The sequence below is a fragment of the Exiguobacterium sp. s160 genome, assembly GCF_018617575.1.
GTDB classification, from domain to species: Bacteria; Bacillota; Bacilli; order Exiguobacteriales; family Exiguobacteriaceae; genus Exiguobacterium; species Exiguobacterium aestuarii_A.
In genome coordinates this window covers 26,433-43,850 of the sequence record NZ_JACSKK010000011.1, presented here as the reverse complement: position 1 = coordinate 43,850, position 17,418 = coordinate 26,433, and the positions used below count along the sequence as shown (strand labels likewise).

15 protein-coding genes and 2 tRNA genes are annotated in these 17,418 nt (G+C 47.8%); all 17 read right to left on the bottom strand.

What is annotated here, in order from left to right:
* Positions 1-367: 367 nt before the first annotated feature.
* On the bottom strand, positions 368-1,858 hold the full coding sequence (gene lysS / locus KNO86_RS14035) for a lysine--tRNA ligase (protein ID WP_214697220.1): 1,491 nt from the start codon (positions 1,856-1,858) through the stop codon (positions 368-370).
* A 148-nt stretch (positions 1,859-2,006) separates the two neighbouring features.
* Positions 2,007-2,945: a tRNA dihydrouridine synthase DusB gene (gene dusB / locus KNO86_RS14030; RefSeq protein WP_243834802.1), complete on the bottom strand. Its 939-nt coding sequence runs from the start codon at positions 2,943-2,945 to the stop codon at positions 2,007-2,009.
* Between the two features lie 70 nt (positions 2,946-3,015).
* Positions 3,016-3,513 carry a 2-amino-4-hydroxy-6-hydroxymethyldihydropteridine diphosphokinase gene (gene folK, locus KNO86_RS14025; protein ID WP_214697218.1) on the bottom strand — a complete coding sequence of 166 codons (498 nt, stop codon included), beginning with the start codon at positions 3,511-3,513 and terminating at the stop codon, positions 3,016-3,018.
* Positions 3,510-3,875 (bottom strand): dihydroneopterin aldolase, encoded by a 366-nt coding sequence (gene folB / locus KNO86_RS14020; protein WP_074036649.1) that lies wholly within the window; start codon positions 3,873-3,875, stop codon positions 3,510-3,512. Before folB ends, folK begins: the two co-directional genes overlap by 4 nt.
* Complete coding sequence (gene folP / locus KNO86_RS14015; RefSeq protein WP_214697216.1) at positions 3,868-4,653, bottom strand: dihydropteroate synthase; 786 nt, start codon at positions 4,651-4,653, stop codon at positions 3,868-3,870. Before folP ends, folB begins: the two co-directional genes overlap by 8 nt.
* Before the next feature lie 11 nt (positions 4,654-4,664).
* Complete coding sequence (locus KNO86_RS14010) at positions 4,665-5,483, bottom strand: aminotransferase class IV (RefSeq protein WP_214697214.1); 819 nt, start codon at positions 5,481-5,483, stop codon at positions 4,665-4,667.
* The gene (pabA, locus tag KNO86_RS14005; protein ID WP_214697212.1) at positions 5,467-6,051 is read right to left on the bottom strand and encodes an aminodeoxychorismate/anthranilate synthase component II; all 585 of its coding nucleotides are present in this window, start codon (positions 6,049-6,051) and stop codon (positions 5,467-5,469) included. Before pabA ends, KNO86_RS14010 begins: the two co-directional genes overlap by 17 nt.
* A complete protein-coding gene (locus KNO86_RS14000; RefSeq protein ID WP_353047696.1) occupies positions 6,048-7,427 on the bottom strand; it encodes an anthranilate synthase component I family protein in 1,380 nt (459 codons plus the stop codon). Before KNO86_RS14000 ends, pabA begins: the two co-directional genes overlap by 4 nt.
* A 94-nt stretch (positions 7,428-7,521) precedes the next feature.
* Positions 7,522-8,475, bottom strand: coding sequence for a cysteine synthase A (gene cysK / locus KNO86_RS13995; protein ID WP_214697210.1), 954 nt, complete (start codon positions 8,473-8,475; stop codon positions 7,522-7,524).
* 84 nt (positions 8,476-8,559) lie between these two features.
* Positions 8,560-9,489 (bottom strand): Hsp33 family molecular chaperone HslO, encoded by a 930-nt coding sequence (gene hslO, locus KNO86_RS13990; protein ID WP_274665391.1) that lies wholly within the window; start codon positions 9,487-9,489, stop codon positions 8,560-8,562.
* Positions 9,490-9,508: 19 nt separating this feature from the next.
* Positions 9,509-10,273, bottom strand: coding sequence for a type III pantothenate kinase (locus KNO86_RS13985; protein ID WP_214697208.1), 765 nt, complete (start codon positions 10,271-10,273; stop codon positions 9,509-9,511).
* Positions 10,274-10,366: 93 nt separating this feature from the next.
* Positions 10,367-12,391: an ATP-dependent zinc metalloprotease FtsH gene (ftsH, locus tag KNO86_RS13980; RefSeq protein WP_214697206.1), complete on the bottom strand. Its 2,025-nt coding sequence runs from the start codon at positions 12,389-12,391 to the stop codon at positions 10,367-10,369.
* A gap of 105 nt (positions 12,392-12,496) precedes the next feature.
* The gene (gene hpt, locus KNO86_RS13975) at positions 12,497-13,042 is read right to left on the bottom strand and encodes a hypoxanthine phosphoribosyltransferase (RefSeq protein ID WP_012727721.1); all 546 of its coding nucleotides are present in this window, start codon (positions 13,040-13,042) and stop codon (positions 12,497-12,499) included.
* 35 nt (positions 13,043-13,077) lie between these two features.
* Positions 13,078-14,304 (bottom strand): tRNA lysidine(34) synthetase TilS, encoded by a 1,227-nt coding sequence (tilS, locus tag KNO86_RS13970; protein ID WP_214697204.1) that lies wholly within the window; start codon positions 14,302-14,304, stop codon positions 13,078-13,080.
* 68 nt (positions 14,305-14,372) lie between these two features.
* A tRNA-Glu gene (locus KNO86_RS13965) sits at positions 14,373-14,444 on the bottom strand.
* Between the two features lie 9 nt (positions 14,445-14,453).
* A tRNA-Met gene (locus tag KNO86_RS13960) sits at positions 14,454-14,530 on the bottom strand.
* A gap of 143 nt (positions 14,531-14,673) precedes the next feature.
* Entirely contained in the window at positions 14,674-17,286 is a 2,613-nt protein-coding gene (locus KNO86_RS13955; protein ID WP_214697202.1) for a YhgE/Pip domain-containing protein, read from the bottom strand.
* Positions 17,287-17,418 lie beyond the last annotated feature (132 nt).

Here is a 17,418-nt window from a genome sequence, read left to right as displayed (position 1 = left end):
GAATTTGATATAGCTCTTAAATTGACGAAGCTTGCGCTTCATTCAAAAATTGTAAAACTTATTTTTGCCTCATCGTTCAGTTTTCAAAGTTCGTCTGCCGCTCTTGGCGACTCTTAAAATAATACAAGTCATCGACACAGTTGTCAACCACTTTTTTTATTTCTTTCCGCTGCCATCAGCGGCAACGTTTATTACTTTACCGCACACCTTTAATTAACGCAAGGGTTTTTTATAAAGTTTTTTTAAAAAAGTTTTTTCGTTAGAGTTTACCCTTTATTCAACGGCTTGTTTGCCAGCGTTCATCCGGAAAAATAAAAAAAGAGAAACTGGATTGCACCTACGTACAAACCAGCTTCTCTACTATTATTTACTGTTGATGACGCATTGTAGGGAAAAGAAGAACGTCGCGGATTGATGGTGCGTTCGTCAATAACATGACAAGACGGTCAATCCCGATTCCAAGTCCACCTGTTGGTGGCATACCGTACTCAAGCGCCTCAAGGAAATCGTTATCGAGTTCATGCGCCTCGTCGTTACCTGCCTCTTTTTCAAGCAATTGTGCTTCGAAACGCTCACGTTGATCGATTGGATCGTTCAACTCCGTGAAGGCATTCGCGTGTTCACGACGAACGATGAACAATTCAAAACGATCTGTGAAGCGTGGATCCGTTTCGTTTTTCTTCGCTAACGGCGACACTTCAACTGGGTGTCCTGTCACGAATGTTGGTTGAAGCAATGTCTCTTCGACCTTTTGCTCAAAGAACTCGTTGACGATATGACCGAACGTCATATGGTCCTGAACTTCCACACCATGCTCTTTCGCAAGGGCACGTGCTTCTTCGTCGGACATTTGTTGCCAAAAGTCTACACCTGTCTCTTCTTTAACAAGGTCGACCATGTGTGCACGTTTCCAACCGATGCCAAGGTGAATTGTATCTTCACCATATTGTACATCTGTTGTACCGAGTACTTCTTTCGCTACGTGCGCAACCAATTCTTCCGTCAAATCCATGATGTCGTTGTAATCCGCATACGCCTCATACAATTCAATCATTGTGAATTCAGGGTTGTGGCGTGTCGAGATTCCTTCGTTACGGAATACACGTCCGATTTCATAAACGCGCTCGAGTCCGCCAACGATTAGACGTTTCAAGTGAAGTTCGATGGCAATACGCATATAAAGTTCCATATCCAACGCATTATGATGCGTTAAGAACGGACGCGCCGCTGCTCCACCCGCAATCGTGTGTAACATCGGTGTTTCCACTTCTAAATATCCTTTTTGATTTAAGAAGTTGCGAATCTCAGAAATGATGCGGCTACGCAAAATGAATGTCTGGCGTGAATCTTGGTTTGTGATCAAATCAAGATAACGTTGGCGATAGCGCTGTTCCACATCTTTCAATCCATGATATTTGTCCGGAAGCGGGCGAAGTGCTTTCGTCAAGAGCTCAAACTCTTCCACATGAATCGAGAGTTCACCTACATTTGTTTTAAAGAGCTTTCCTTTGACACCAACGATATCACCGAGGTCTGATGATTTGAACAAGTCAAACGGCTCATCCCCGACATCGTTTTTACGAACGTAAATTTGAATCTGGCCTGTCACATCTTGAATGTGGGCAAAAAACACTTTCCCTTTCCCGCGTTTCGTCATGATGCGACCCGCTAGCGTGACTTCTACGTCCTGCTCTGCTAAAGCCTCTTTTTCAATTGATTCATACTGCTCATGTAATTCACCTGCGTGTGCAGAACGATCAAAGCGTTGACCGAACGGGTCGAGACCGCGTTCGCGCATATCGGTCATCTTCTCAAAACGAACCTGCATTTGATCATTCATTTCTAACTCGTGGCTCACTATTCCATTCACTCCTCTATCCATATTGGGTTTATCCCTAACAAAAAACTGTCGACCCGATGGCCAACAGCACAGCCGAAGCCGTTCATTCGTTGTGGTGCACTTTTTCGCCAAACAAGCTTACCATAAATTAGTTCTTTTCTCTAGTTCACACTTCTGACAGTTGTCGCTCGAGTTGATCAACAAATCCATACAGGACCGCTGCGAAAGCCTCACGCGATTCCGTTTCATTGATTTGTTTGCGAATCGGACCACTGCCCTTTAATCCTTTCAAATACCAAGCCGCATGTTGACGCATTTCACGAACGGCCGTCAGCTCACCTTTAATTGCGCTCAATCGGTCGAGGTGCAACATGCAAATATCAATTTTTTCACGAGCTGCTGGTTCCGGTGGAAGTTCTCCTGTTTCGAGGTACTGAACCGTCTGATAGAGCATCCACGGGTTTCCAAGTGCAGCGCGCCCGATCATGACGGCATCCACACCATATTGGTCAATGACACGCTTCGCGTCTTGTGGTGTGGCAATGTCCCCGTTCCCGATAATCGGTACGGTCGCGACTTTCTTCGCTTCACCGATCCAATCCCAGTTCGCAGTTCCTTCATATTGTTGGGCTCGCGTACGTCCATGAATGGCAATGGCTGCCGCTCCACCTGTCTGAGCCGCTTTGACATTGTCCAAAATAAAGATGTGATCATCGTCCCAACCAAGGCGCATTTTCACCGTGACCGGTTTTTCGACTACATTCGTGACGGCATTGACCATCTCATACACTTTATCTGGATCAAGTAACCACTTTGCACCTGCGTCACATTTCGTTACTTTCGGCACAGGACAACCCATGTTGATATCAATGATGTCGGCATTCGTATTTTGATCGACGTACTGCGCCGCTTTGACGAGTGTATCTTTAGAACCACCAAAAATCTGCAAGCTGAGCGGTTTTTCTCGTTCATCGACATATAGCATGCGCATCGTCCGCGCGTTCTCCAGCAAAATCCCTTTATCACTGACCATTTCAGCACAGACGAGTCCCGCCCCGAATTCTTTTGCAATCAATCGGAATGCCGGGTTGGTCACGCCAGCCATCGGTGCAAGGACTGCACGGTTTTTAATATCTATATTTCCAATCTTAAAGCCTGTCAAGACAACACATCCTTCATTTCACCAAATTCGTTAGCAACTGTAACCGAACGACATCTTGGCGGTCTGCCATCGGTAAATCTGCTAGCCATGATGCGACCGTTCGTCCGCGGACGATGAGTTCTGGCGCAATCTCAGCTAACGGAGCGAGCACAAACGCACGTTCCTGCATCCGCGGATGTGGTACCGTCAAGTGTTCTGATTGTATATCTTCCCCATTATAATAGAGGATGTCAAGGTCGATGGTGCGCGGACCGTTCTTAAAGAGACGCTCTCGACCTAACTGCCGTTCAATTTGTTGAAGGGTGTCTAATAAGTCCGTTACAGATTGATGCGTCTCCACTTCGACCACCATATTATAAAATGATGGTTGATTGGTATAACCGACAGGGGCTGTCTCATAAACCGATGATTGTTTCGTGACCGTAACACCCATTTTTCCCATTTCATCAATCGCGTCAGACAATTGTGCGGCCCGCTCCCCGATGTTTGCTCCTAATGCGATAAAAATCATGACGTGCGTCTCCTTGTCATCTCGATCGCCACCGAGTCGTAATGTCCTGGGATTGGTGGGTCCGGCTTGATTACTTTTACTGTCACGCTTTGAATCAAATCATGATGTGCCAAAATGGCCGTCGTGATGCGTTCTCCGAGTGTTTCGAGTAAATTGACCGGTTCCCCCGTTACAATGTCTTCTGTGACTTGATATAATCCCGCGTAGCTGACTCCATCCTGTAAATCATCTGACTTCCCAGCAGGTGCAAGGTCCAATTCACACATTAAATCCACGTGAAACCGTTGACCGAGACGGTTCTCCTCTTCAAATACACCATGGTATCCATAGAAGCGCATACCGTTCACAAAAATCTTATCCATGTCCGTTCCCCCTCATCATCGCATCCATCATCTTCGCTGCACGCATATTCTCTTTCACGTCATGGACGCGTACCCAATCGCACCCTTTCATGATGCCTAAACACGTCGTCGCAATCGTTCCTTCCACGCGTTCTTCGGTTGGTAAATCGAGCGTTTGGCCGATAAACGATTTACGGGACGTACCCAGTAACACCGGATAGCCAAGACGCGTGATCACATCGAGGTGATTCATGAGCTCTAGATTTTGCGCCACGTCTTTTGCGAAACCGATTCCTGGGTCTAGCCAAATATGCTCATCTTTCACACCCGCTGCATGAGCAATCTCAATCGATTCCTGCAAATCTCTCACCACATCCTCAATAAAATGATGATAGTCTCGATTCTCTCGGTTATGCATCAAAATGATGGGGACGCCATATTCAAAGGCGACACGCGCCATCGACTGATCTCCCCACTTCGAGCCCCACACGTCATTGATGATTGTCGCACCCGCTTCTAATGCCGCTCTCGCAACAGCAGGTTTATACGTATCAATCGAGATCGGCACATCTATTTCTTGTACCAATCGTTCGATGATCGGGACGACACGTTCAATTTCTTCTTCTGCAGAAACAAGCGTCGCTCCAGGTCGCGTCGATTCACCACCGACATCAATCGCATCCGCACCTTCTCGTACGAGTTCCTTTGCATGACGTACGGCTTCTTCGACCGCTGTATACCGTCCTCCGTCTGAAAATGAGTCCGGGGTCACGTTTAAAATACCCATGATCTTTGTCATGTTTCAGCCTCCTATCCAAGTGAACGAACGAGCTCCGCCCACACTTCGTTAAATCGTTCTCCGTCTTTCCCGGGGTATCTCAGATTTCTATAATGCGTCACCGGAGCGACTTGCTGAATCGAGTTCGTCATCCAAATCTCTTTCGCTGCGGTTAATTCATCAAATGTCACCGATTGCTCCACTACAGGAAAGCAATCGATCACCCACTGTCGCGTCACGCCCGCGAGTGCTCCGCTCGAAAGTGGTGTCGTATACAACACATCATCAGACCCGACCCAAAAGATGTTCGACACGAGTCCTTCCACCACATAGCCCTGTTCGTCCGCAAACAATCCTTCAGCATCCTGGTCTTGCAAGGTGCGTTTTCCGAGGATATTGTTCATGTAATGATGCGACTTTAATCGAAAAGCCGCTTCAGGACGACTTCTTGGGAAAGGGATCGGTTCGACTCGCTTCTCCTGTGGCACAACTTCTGAGGAGAGCGGTTTGGCAATCAACGTGACGTTCGGTTTTTCATATCGTCCGGCATACAGACCGAGCGGTGCGACTCCTGCCGATACATTCAATCGGATATACAAGTCAGGAGCTTCATTTTGACGACACAATTGCTGAATCGCCGTCTCGATTTCTTCCTTTGTGTACGGAAAATCAATCCACAGCTCATCTAGACTCTTCATCAATCGTTCCCAATGCGCATCGAACAAGAACGGAATGAAATCATACGTTCGAAACGTCTCGAATAGACCCATCCCATATAAGAATCCATGGTCCTCGACAGGAATCCATGCATCCTCTCGCTCAACAAGGTCCCCGTTATGCCAATACCACATGGCGGTACTCCTCGATAAAGTTTCGAATCATCTCTTTTCCATGCTCGGTCAAAATCGCTTCAGGGTGATACTGAACCCCTTCAATCGGAAGTGTCCGATGCCGGAGTGCCATGATTTCTTTCGTTTCTGTTTCTGCTGTGACCATCAAACATTCCGGTAAGGTAGAACGCTCCACAGATAACGAGTGATAACGGGTCACGACCGTCTGTTGAGGAATATCTTTGAAAATCGACTTCCCGTCATGTTGAATCTTCGACGTTTTCCCATGCATCAGCCGCTCCGCATGAACGACGTCTCCTCCGAACGCTTGCGCAATCGCTTGATGACCGAGACAAACACCTAAAATTGGAATACGCCCTGCGAACGCTTGAATCGCTTCGACACTAATCCCGGCTTCGTTCGGTGTACAAGGTCCAGGGGAAATGACCAGGTAGCTCGGAGCAAGTTTCTCAATGTCTTGAATCGTCACTTCATCGTTTCGATAAACGACCAGTTCTTCACCGAGTTCTCCAAAATACTGCACTAAGTTGTATGTGAATGAGTCATAGTTGTCGATTAGTACAATCATGTTGTCTCCTCCGTCATTTGCTTCGCCGCCCATAGCGCCTTCGCTTTGGACAAAGATTCTTCATATTCTGAGACCGGATCCGAATCGATGACGATGCCCGCTCCCGCTTGAACGTATGCAATCCCATCTTTCACGACCATCGTTCGAATGGTGATGTTGAAGACGAGATCATCGTCCCAACTTAACCATCCATATGACCCGGTGTATAATCCCCGGCGAACTGGTTCAAGTTCTTCGATAATTTCCATCGTCCGAATTTTCGGTGCACCGGTAATCGTACCACCAGGGAACATCGCTGCTAGCGCCTCCGCTCCTGATACTTCATCACGAATCGTACCCCGTACGTTCGAGACGATATGCTGAACATGTGAATACTTTTCAATCACCATCAATTCGTCCACATGAACACTACCGTATGTTGCGACTTTCCCGAGGTCGTTCCGTTCCAAGTCGACGAGCATGACGTGTTCCGCTCGCTCCTTCTCATTTTCAAGTAGCGTGTTCGCCAATTCCAAGTCCTCAACATCGTCTTTTCCACGTGGACGCGTACCCGCGATCGGTCGCGTCGAAATGTCAGACCCGTGTTTTTCAAGCAATAGTTCCGGTGAAGCGGAGACCATTGTCAGTGCGTCATCCACAAAGTATCCCATGTACGGAGATGGATTCATTTGACGAAGCGTATCGTAAACACGACGTGGGTCGGCGCGTAACGGTTCGGATTGACGAACACTCAAATTCACTTGGAACACGTCGCCTTCCACGATATAAGACTGAATTCGTTTGACCGCCTCCACAAATTCGTCCTGAGACATGGAGCGCGAACGCTCGACAGGCAATTGTTCAGTCGGTTTGAATGCGTAGTGTGATTCGACGTTCCACATGGCCGCTAAGCGATCCGCTTTACGTTCGGCATTGCCTTCTGCTGTGACCATCAAATAGAGAGTCGAACTCTCTTCGTCGAACACAGCCACTTCATCAAACAACAGAAACGAGACGTCCGGCGTCGCTAAATCATCTTCTGCCTGGCTAGGGAGTCGCTCAATCGTTCGAGAAACGTCATAGCTGACATAACCAATCATGCCACCGAAGAAGGGAGGTGCCCCTTCCGGACGCTCAGCTTCAAATCGTTTCCGCACTTCACTAACCATCTCGAGCGGTTTCCCATACATCGTTTCAGTCGTTTCCCCTATTTGTAAGAGACCGACACCGTCTTTTACATGGAAGCGACCGAACGGTTCGATTCCCGCAATCGTATACCGTCCTGCCCTTCCACTTTCTAGCCATGCGTGGTACGGCTGGTCTGCTGTCAACGTCATGTATGCCTCATACATCTTTTCTTTCGTCATCCGCTTCGTTCTGAACGCTGTCGATCTCACTTGTCATTCCTCCGTCTATTCATTCATGCCTTTTATTGTACACAAGAAAAGGCAGCAACCGAAAGAGAATGTCTCTCGATTACTGCCTGAAATGTTATACGCGACTCTCATTTGATTCTTCATCAAATTGATAAAGCGGTGTGCTCAAGTAACGTTCTCCGTTTGACGGGATAATCGCCAATACGTTTTTCCCTTTACCGAGACGTTTCGCCGTATCAAGTGCCGCTGCAATGGCAGCCCCTGAAGAAATCCCACCGAGGACACCGTTCGTGCGTGCCGCTTGGCGCGCGTATTCAAACGCCTGGTCTGTCGTGATTTGAAGGACACCCTCATAAATCTCAGTATCCAGAATGGATGGGACAAAGCCAGCACCGATTCCTTGAATCTTATGAGGTCCTGGCTTCCCACCCGACAAGACTGGGGAATCAACCGGTTCAACCGCCAAAATTTTCACGTCTGGATATTTCGTTTTCACGACTTTTCCTGCACCGGTGATCGTACCACCTGTACCGACTCCCGCGATGAGAGCATCCACCGAAAGTCCTGACTCTTCGAACGCCTCGACAATTTCAGGTCCCGTCGTCATTTCATGCACGTTCGGGTTCGCTGCGTTGTTGAATTGTTGCGGAAGGAAGTAGCCGTTTTTCTCAGCTTCTTCAGTAGCACGACGAATCGCTCCACCCATTCCTTCTGGCCCTGGCGTCAAGATCAACTCGGCTCCGTATCCACGAAGAAGGTTACGACGCTCCATGCTCATCGTCTCAGGCATGACGAGAATGGCTTTATATCCTTTCGCGGCACTGACCATCGCCAAACCGATTCCCGTGTTCCCGCTCGTCGGCTCGATGATGGTATCACCAGGCTTCAAGGTTCCGTCTTTTTCCGCCGCTTCGATCATGGCGAGAGCAATCCGGTCTTTGACACTTGACCCTGGGTTCATATATTCAAGCTTGAGATACACATCGGCATCTTCTGGTCCAGTCATTCCGTTCAATTTCACAATCGGAGTCTTACCAATCAAGTCTGTCACTGAGTTTACGATTCGCATTACATTTCCTCCTTCATAATTCCGACTATTCCGATATTGTTATCATACCCTATCGAATTGAAAATATGCAATTTGGAACGTTGCTTACGATTGTGCCTGTTCTTTCATCGTTTCCAACTGTTCAGCCGAGAAATGATACTTTTCACCACAGAAATGGCAAACTGCTTCGGCTCCGCCGTCTTCTTCGATCATTTGGCGAATCTCTTCTTTTCCAAGACCGATAATGGCGCTTTCCATTCGTTCACGACTGCATGTGCAATTGAACTGAATTGGGTTCGTATCGAGGACATCAAGGCTATCGCCGAGAAGTAATTGCAGCATTTCTTCCGGTGTTTTTTCTTCACCGATTAAAACAGATACCGGCGGGAACGTCTGAAGTGCTTTTTCAAGCGCTTGTACCGTCTCTTCAGAAGCGTTCGGCAGCAACTGAACGATGACACCACCTGCAGCAAGAATCGATTCATCTTCTGGTAAGACGAGAACACCTGCTCCGACGACTGATGGTACTTGTTCAGATGTCGCGAAGTAATATGTGAAGTCTTCACTGATTTCACCTGTTTGAATCTCTGAAGAACCACCGACATAATCTTTCAAGCCTAAGTCTTTAATGACCGAGACCGTTCCTTTTCCGACCGCTTCGCCGACTTTCAACTTCGTCAATCCTTGCTCGTTGACGAACGTCCCACCATCGACACGAGGGTAAGATACGTATCCACGGACATCTCCTGCTGTATCTGCGTCTACGATGATTTTCCCGATTGGACCATCACCTTCCACTTTAAGTGTGACGCGTGCCGCACCTTTTTGCATGGCTCCGATCATCGAACCTATTGTCATCGTCCGTCCGAGGGCCGCTGAGGCAACCGGTGTCGTCTGATGACGAAGTTGTGTTTCGTATACTGTTTTTGTCGTACGGGCTGCAAATGCACGCACCTCTCCATTAAAGCCGAGGGCCCGAACGAGATAATCATCTTTCATTTGATCGAGTAATACTTGTTGTTCTGAATGAATCATATGAGTTAACTCCTTTAGTTTACTTTTGATTGCGCTCGTAAATGAGGCGGAGGCCTTCGAGTGTCAGGAACGAATCCACATGGTCAATCGTTTCTGCATGTTCACTGATCAATCGTGCCAATCCTCCAGTCGCAATGACGGTCGCTTCACCAACTTCACGTTTCATCCGATTCACGATGCCATCCACTTGGGCGACATAGCCATAATACGTCCCCGATTGCATCGCTTGAATCGTATTTTTCCCGATAACCGTTGGTGGGGTTGCCAGTTCAATCCGTGGTAATTTCGCAGCACGTTGATAAAGTGCTTCCACTGAAATCATGATACCTGGTGAGATGATGCCGCCATGGTAGCGACGTTTCTCATCGATGTAACAATACGTGGTTGCCGTTCCAAAATCAACAATTATGAGCGGACCGTCATACTTGGCGATTCCTGCCACCGCGTTGACAATTCGGTCGGCCCCGACTTCGCGGGGATTCTCGACGTGAATGTCTAATCCCGTCTTCACACCTGGGCCCACAACGATTGGACGTACATTGAAGTATCGTTGTGACATTTGTTCAAGTGGGAAAATAACAGGAGGTACGACAGAGGACAAAATGACACCGTCGACTTGATCGAACGAGACGTCCGAATGGTCAAAGAGCGATTTCACTAGCATGCCATACTCATCCGTCGTTTTCGTCCGGTCCGTTGAAATTCGCCAATGGTGTACGAGATTGTCTCCATCGTACATCCCTAGAACAATATTTGTATTTCCAACATCAATCACTAAAATCATGATATAGTTCCTCACTTTGTTGTCAATTGCAGTTCGCTCGAATTATAACACGAAAAAAGACGAATGCCTCGTCAAGGGCATTCGTCTCATTCATTAACGTGATTCGTTGTTCGGACGTTCCGTAGGAGTCGCCTCTGGCTTATCGCCTTCAGGTACGACATCCAGTTGGCTGTCTTGAACAACTTCAGGTTGATCGACGATTTGTCCGTGTTGCACGGCCGCATCATCTTTCTTCGCTGCGTCGTCCGAGTCCGTTGATGCATCCACGTCTTCTTCCGGCTCATGCGGGAGATATTCGCGTGTCTTGATCAAGTGACGAATCTGTTTCGAGTCGAGCGTTTCTACATCAAGCAATGTCTTCGCAACGAGTTCGAGGTCTTCGCGACGTTCTGTCAAAATCTGTTTCGCTTTCGCGTAACAGCGGTTGATGATGTCGCGAATCTCTAAATCGATCTCTTGAGCGATCGCATCAGAGTAGTTCTGCTCTGTCTGGAAGTCACGGCCAAGGAAGACTTGTCCGCCATGGTTTGAACCGAGCTGGAGCGGCCCGAGCTTATCGCTCATCCCGTAATCCATGACCATCTTCCGCGCAATCCCTGTTGCACGTTGGAAGTCGTTGCTCGCTCCTGTTGACACTTCACCAAAGATGACATCTTCGGCGACGCGTCCACCAAGAAGTCCGACAATCTTATCTTCGAGTTCAGGTTTTGTCATGAAGTAACGATCTTCTTTTGGAAGCATGACGACGTATCCTCCAGCGTTACCGCGTGGAACAATCGTCACTTTGTGTACTTCATCCGCATTCTCAAGCTCGAGACCGATGATTGTGTGACCCGCTTCGTGATAAGCGACAATGTTACGTTCTTTTTCAGAAATGATTCGGCTCTTCTTCGAAGGTCCTGCAATGACACGGTCAATTGCTTCTTCGACATCGACAACCGATACTGCCGTACGGTTTGAACGTGCCGCAACGAGTGCTGCTTCGTTCAAGAGGTTTTCCAAGTCAGCCCCAGAGAAACCAGGTGTACGTTGTGCGATTGACTTCAAGTCTACAGTTGAGTCAAGTGGCTTGTTGCGTGCATGGACTTTCAACACTTCTTCGCGCCCTTTTACATCTGGACGATCGACCGTGATTTGACGGTCAAAACGACCTGGACGAAGGAGGGCTGGGTCAAGGATATCCGGACGGTTTGTCGCCGCGACCATGATAATCCCTTCATTGTCACTGAATCCATCCATTTCAACGAGCAATTGGTTCAATGTTTGTTCACGCTCATCGTGACCACCGCCGAGACCGGCACCACGTTGGCGTCCGACCGCATCGATTTCATCGATGAAGATGATACATGGAGCATTCTTTTTCGCGTTTTCGAACAAGTCACGGACACGTGACGCACCGACCCCGACGAACATCTCAACGAAATCAGAACCTGAGATCGAGAAGAATGGTACTCCGGCTTCTCCGGCTACTGCACGGGCCAAAAGTGTTTTACCTGTCCCTGGAGGACCAACGAGTAAGACCCCTTTCGGAATACGCGCACCGAGTTTCGAGAACTTACGAGGGTCTTTCAAGAATTCAACAACTTCGATGAGTTCTTGTTTCTCTTCGTCTGCTCCGGCCACGTCTTTGAATGTGACGCGACGTTTTTCTTGGTCGTATAGTTTCGCCTTCGATTTCCCGAAGTTCATCACACGACCACCACCGCCACCACCTTGCGCCTGGTTCAACAAGAAGAAGAACAAGATGAAGATGATAATGAACGGTAAAATCGCGAAGACGATGCTGAACCAGCTACTGTTCGATTCAGCCTCCTCGATTTGAATATCCGTATTCGCTCGAAGCTGCGTTAATACATCTGCATATTCAGCTTCGTTCGCTGGAATGTTTGTTTCGTAACGCTGGTCGTCATCTCCTGTAAGGTCGCCTGTAATCGAGATAGCCCCCGGGATTTCTTGTACGGTTGCCGTCTCAATCCGATCATCTTCCACATATTCTAGGAATTTCGAATACGAGAGCGTTTCACTCTGACTATTCGGATTCTGCAAATATTGAAGGAACAAGATCAAGGCTAGGAAAATCACACCAAAAACCAATGTGTTTTTCACTGCACGATTCATTCTCTGCCTCCTATTCCGAGAAACGATGTTCTCGCCCATTCAGTATATGCCTATACTTTGGGGATTTCTTTTATCTTACCACGTCACATTTTCAAAAGAAAAACGTTAGCCCCCGTAAACGCTCGGTTTGAGCACACCGACGTAAGGAAGGTTACGATATTTCTCTTCATAATCGAGACCGTAACCGACAACGAATTCGTGTGGAATCACGAAACCGCTATAGTCTGCTGATAAACCATTTTTGCGTCCTGTCGGTTTGTCGAGAAGCGTGACAATCTTCACAGACTTCGCTTTACGGTATTTAAGAAGATCGACGAGATAGCCAAGCGTCAATCCACTATCAATAATATCTTCTACAATCAAGATGTCGCGTCCTTCTACAGATGTATTTAAATCTTTCTCGATTTTCACTTCACCTGTTGAAGAAGTACCTCCGTGATACGTCGACACGTCCATGAAATCCATTTCTAAATGGATATCCATTTCTTTGACGAGGTCAGACATAAATGGCATCGCGCCTTTCAATACACACACGAGAAGCGGAAACTCTTCTTTATAGTCTTCGCTAAGCGTTCCAGCGAGCTCTTTCACCTTTTCTTGAATCTCTTCACGTGAGATTAAAATTTTCTCCATATCGTTCATTAATGACATCTTGAAATCCTCCTCTTTCTGTTTCGACACAATCATCATTTTACCATTAATCGTAGGCAAATCGCATCCGACTTGTCTAGAAATTCTGAAACTCGTACCCCGACAATCGCGAGAATTCGTCCTGAGGCGTCCTCAAGCAGGGGTAGCGTCGGGCGAACCATCCGTTCAATCTTTTCATCTATCAGGATACGGGACACTTTCTTTGTCCCCACGGCCAATCGCATTCGGTCACCTGGTGCACTTGTCCGAATCGTAAGCGGATAAGTGATCTCATGTAACGGAATGCCCTCTCTCCCCTCCTCGACGGATAAAGAGATGGTTCGGTCTCCGAATTCAACAACGGTCGGCAACGAATCAATTTGAATGGGATGAAGTGAATCTGGCGCAGAACGCTGTACAAGATTCAGTACCCTATTCTGCTTCGTCATGAACCACTCGCCTGTCAGATGATAGGTTCCTGTATCCTTTTGACTCTGGAGTAGCTTCTCCACCGCCTCGTTCACATTCACCTCGTAACGAGAGGACAGCAATCGACCGACCGTATACCGTTCAAGGAATGATAAGCGCTCGAAATTCTCGAGTTTCACATGAAACGCTTTCATTTCAAGTTCGACATATGCCTCCACCCATTGTTCGCACGATCGATACCTGCTATCCCAATCAGCACGGGCCACTTTTGCCGCTTCGCTGACTTCTCTCACAATCGATGGCCGCATCTGTTTCAGTCGTGGCACGATCTCGTAGCGAATTTGATTCCTTAAGTAAGTACGTTCTTGGTTCGTTGCGTCTTCGCGCCACTCTAATTCATTCTGTCGTGCATACTCGATCAGTTGAGCTTTCGACTCATATAACAACGGACGGATGAGCCTCCCGTTACCAAATTGCCGGCTTTCGGGAATCCCTTTTACTTCGACCACGTTTCGATGTAGCTGAATGAGCACTGTTTCTAACTCGTCATCCGCATGATGCGCCGTGGCCAATGTGTCATATCCATATTTGTTCATGACGTCTTCAAAAAATCGATAGCGGGCTTCACGATAGCGGGCTTGTGATCCTCCATCTTGAAAGCAGAGATGCGTTCCATGAAACGGAATATGGTAGGTTGCCGCGACATGGGCAACGAACATATACTCTTCGTCTGAAGCTTCTCGTACGCCATGATGGACATGCGCCACCGCCACATTCCAGCCCTCTTTGACGAGACGATCCAATAGGACAATGGAATCCACCCCACCAGACACTGCGACGAGCACTTTTTTCATGAATTCCCTCCTTGGTATAACAAAAGAAGCCATCTCGATTGAGATGGCTTCTTTTCGCTTAGGCTAAGTGACCCGTACGGGATTCGAACCCGTGTTACCGCCGTGAAAGGGCGGTGTCTTAACCACTTGACCAACGGGCCTAAATAAAATGGTAGCGGCGGAGGGAGTCGAACCCACGACCTCACGGGTATGAACCGTACGCTCTAGCCAGCTGAGCTACACCGCCATGTTATTGTTGTGTCCTAAGCACATTTTCTATAATAACCAGTCACCATTCGAGTGTCAATTCTTTTTTGAAATTTTTTTAATAAAAAAAATCGTGCATAGTGTCATCTTCATCACTATACACGATTTCATTACGTTTTTACATCATGCTTCTGATAAAACTTGACGATATTTTTTCTTCCATGCGATTCGGAAGTATGCCCACAGTAATGCAAAACATCCAGCAGCCACAAATACTAAATACGTTGTCGCCGTCTGCAAATACTGTGCACCGTCAGCTGACAAGATTTCTTTATATCCGGCAACCGTATACGTCATTGGAAGGAGCGCATTGAACGGTTGCAACGCTCGTGGAATCAACTCGAGCGGGAACGTTCCAGCAGAAGTCGTCAATTGCAAGATCAATAAGACGATTGCTACAAAACGTCCTGGGTTCCCGAGTGTGGTGACGAGTAACTGCACAATAAAGAGGAATGTGATGCTCGTCAACCAACTGAATCCAAAGAACTTCAATGGTTCGCTTACTTCAAGTCCTAACAGCTGCACCATCGCCACGTCTAAAATGAGCGCTTGAAGGAATCCGACAACCATGAGAACACCAGACTTCGACAATACCCATGATAGACTACGTTTCGGACATCCAGCTGGATCGTACAATGGATAGACGATCGATAAGAGAAGTGCCCCGACAAAGAGTCCGAGTGACATGAAGTATGGAGCGAACCCTGTACCATAGTTCGGTACCTCGTGAATCGAGTTATCAACGAGTGACACTGGTCCTGCCATCATCTCGACATTTTCATCGTTCAAGCCGATGTCTGCATCTTTTGCACCTTTGACTAGAGCGTCACGAAGTTCATCGCTACCTGATGCGAGATCTGTCATTCCATCTGCGAGTTCTCCGCTACCATCTGAAAGTTCTCGTCCGCCGTCCGCGAGCTGATTCGCGCCGTCCGTCAACTTGCTTGTTCCTGCCCCGGCAGCCTTCGCGCCATCAGCAAGTTCACGACTACCTTCTTGAAGTTTTTGTCCACCGTCCGCTAATTGAGTAGCACCACTCGCCAACTCACTCGTTCCCGAACTTGCGCTTTTCGCACCATCGGCAAGCTTCACGCTACCTTCAGACAACTGTTCAGTCGCGGCTACGAGTTTGTCACTGCCTGCCGTAAGTTCAGTTGTCCCGTCTTGAAGTTGTGTTGCACCTTGATTGAGTTTTGAACTCGCTGACACGAGTTCTTGTGAACGGTCAGCTGCAGTTTGTGTCCCTTGCTCGATTTGACTCGAACCACTTGCTAACGCCTGAGCACCTTCCGCTAACTTCGTTTGACCCGTGTTCAATTCAGAAAGTCCTGACGAAAGTTGTCCTGCACCTGTTTCCGCTTGCGCAAGACCTGCCGCCAATGAGGTTTGTCCCTCTTTCACTTGCGTCGCCCCTGCAGCTAATTGATCAAACCCAGCCGATGTCGCTTGTTTTCCTTCACTGAGTTGTGCTGCGATGGCTTGAAGCATTTCAGGTGACGCAGATTGACCGGACTCAGCAAGTGCCGTTAATTGTCCAATCAACTCATCCTGTTTCGCCGTCAATTCAGATTTCATTTGTCCGATTCCATTGACCACTTCGGTTTGACCCGCGATGAGAGCAGTGTTCCCTTCTTTCGCTTTCGTCAATGCACCTGCTAGTTGGTTTGCGCCGTCATTCAGTGCAGATGCCCCTTCTTTTGAACGCTCGATGCCAGCAGCAAGGTCTTGAACGCCTTGATTCAACGTTTTCGCACCCGTGTGAAGCTCATCTAATTTGGACGCGAATGCCCCTGTTCCTTCGACGAGCTGGCTCGTTCCGTCTTGTAAGGCGGATGCGCCATCATTCACGCGGTGTACCCCGTCTGACAAAGCAGTTGACCCGTCGTACACTTGCTGACTTCCATCCGCGAGTACCGATGAACCTTCTGCCAACTGAGTCACACCATCGTTTAACTGGCTTGCACCGTTAGCGAGTTCACGCTGTTTCGAGGCGAGTAGTTTCGTCCCGTCCGCGAGTTCAGATGAACCGTCGGACAACTGAGCGATTCCGTCATTTAACTCACTTGCACCATCTGCAAGTTCGCGTTGTTTTGTGGCGAGAAGTTCTGTTCCATCCGCCAATTTGACGGCACCATCTTTCGCTGACGTAGAACCGTCGGCAAGTTTTGTCGCACCATCCGCGGCTTCACCAAGTCCGTCCGCCACGTCATTTAATCCATCTTTCAATGCACTGACGTACTGTTTCGATACCTCGGTCGAAAGCTCTGCTTTCACTTGCTCCATTGCGGAGCCACCGATTTGTGCGGCTAAGAAGTTATACGATTCATTCGCAATGTACTTCAATTCAAGTTGCTCTGGATTTTCATCTAGAGCGGTCGTCGCCTTCTCCGAAAAGTCTTCTGGAATCTCGATTGCCATGTAATAATCATGGTCTTTCAATCCAGATTCTGCTTCCTTCTTTGTCGTCTCGACAAACTCAAAGGCTTCCGAATCTAACAACTTATCAATCAGATCGTTCCCGATTTCAAGTGACTCCCCTTTAAATGATGCCCCTTTGTCTTCGTTGACGATGGCGACCGGTAAATCTTTCATCTGTCCATACGGATCCCAGAAAGCCCACAAAAACATACCGGCATACATTAACGGTACGAGTGCGACTGCGAGAATCGGAACCAACACACGTGGGTTCTTAAAGATACTCCGCCACTCCGCCGTCCATAGTTTCCATCCATTCATTTTTTCTCTCCACCTTCACTTATAAAACATAACTATTTTTTCATGTTCCCTATTTTGCTCTCTTCCTCGAAAAAAATCAACTATATTTAGTTATTTTTTATAAATTTTTTAAAACAAAAAAAGTCGTGAACA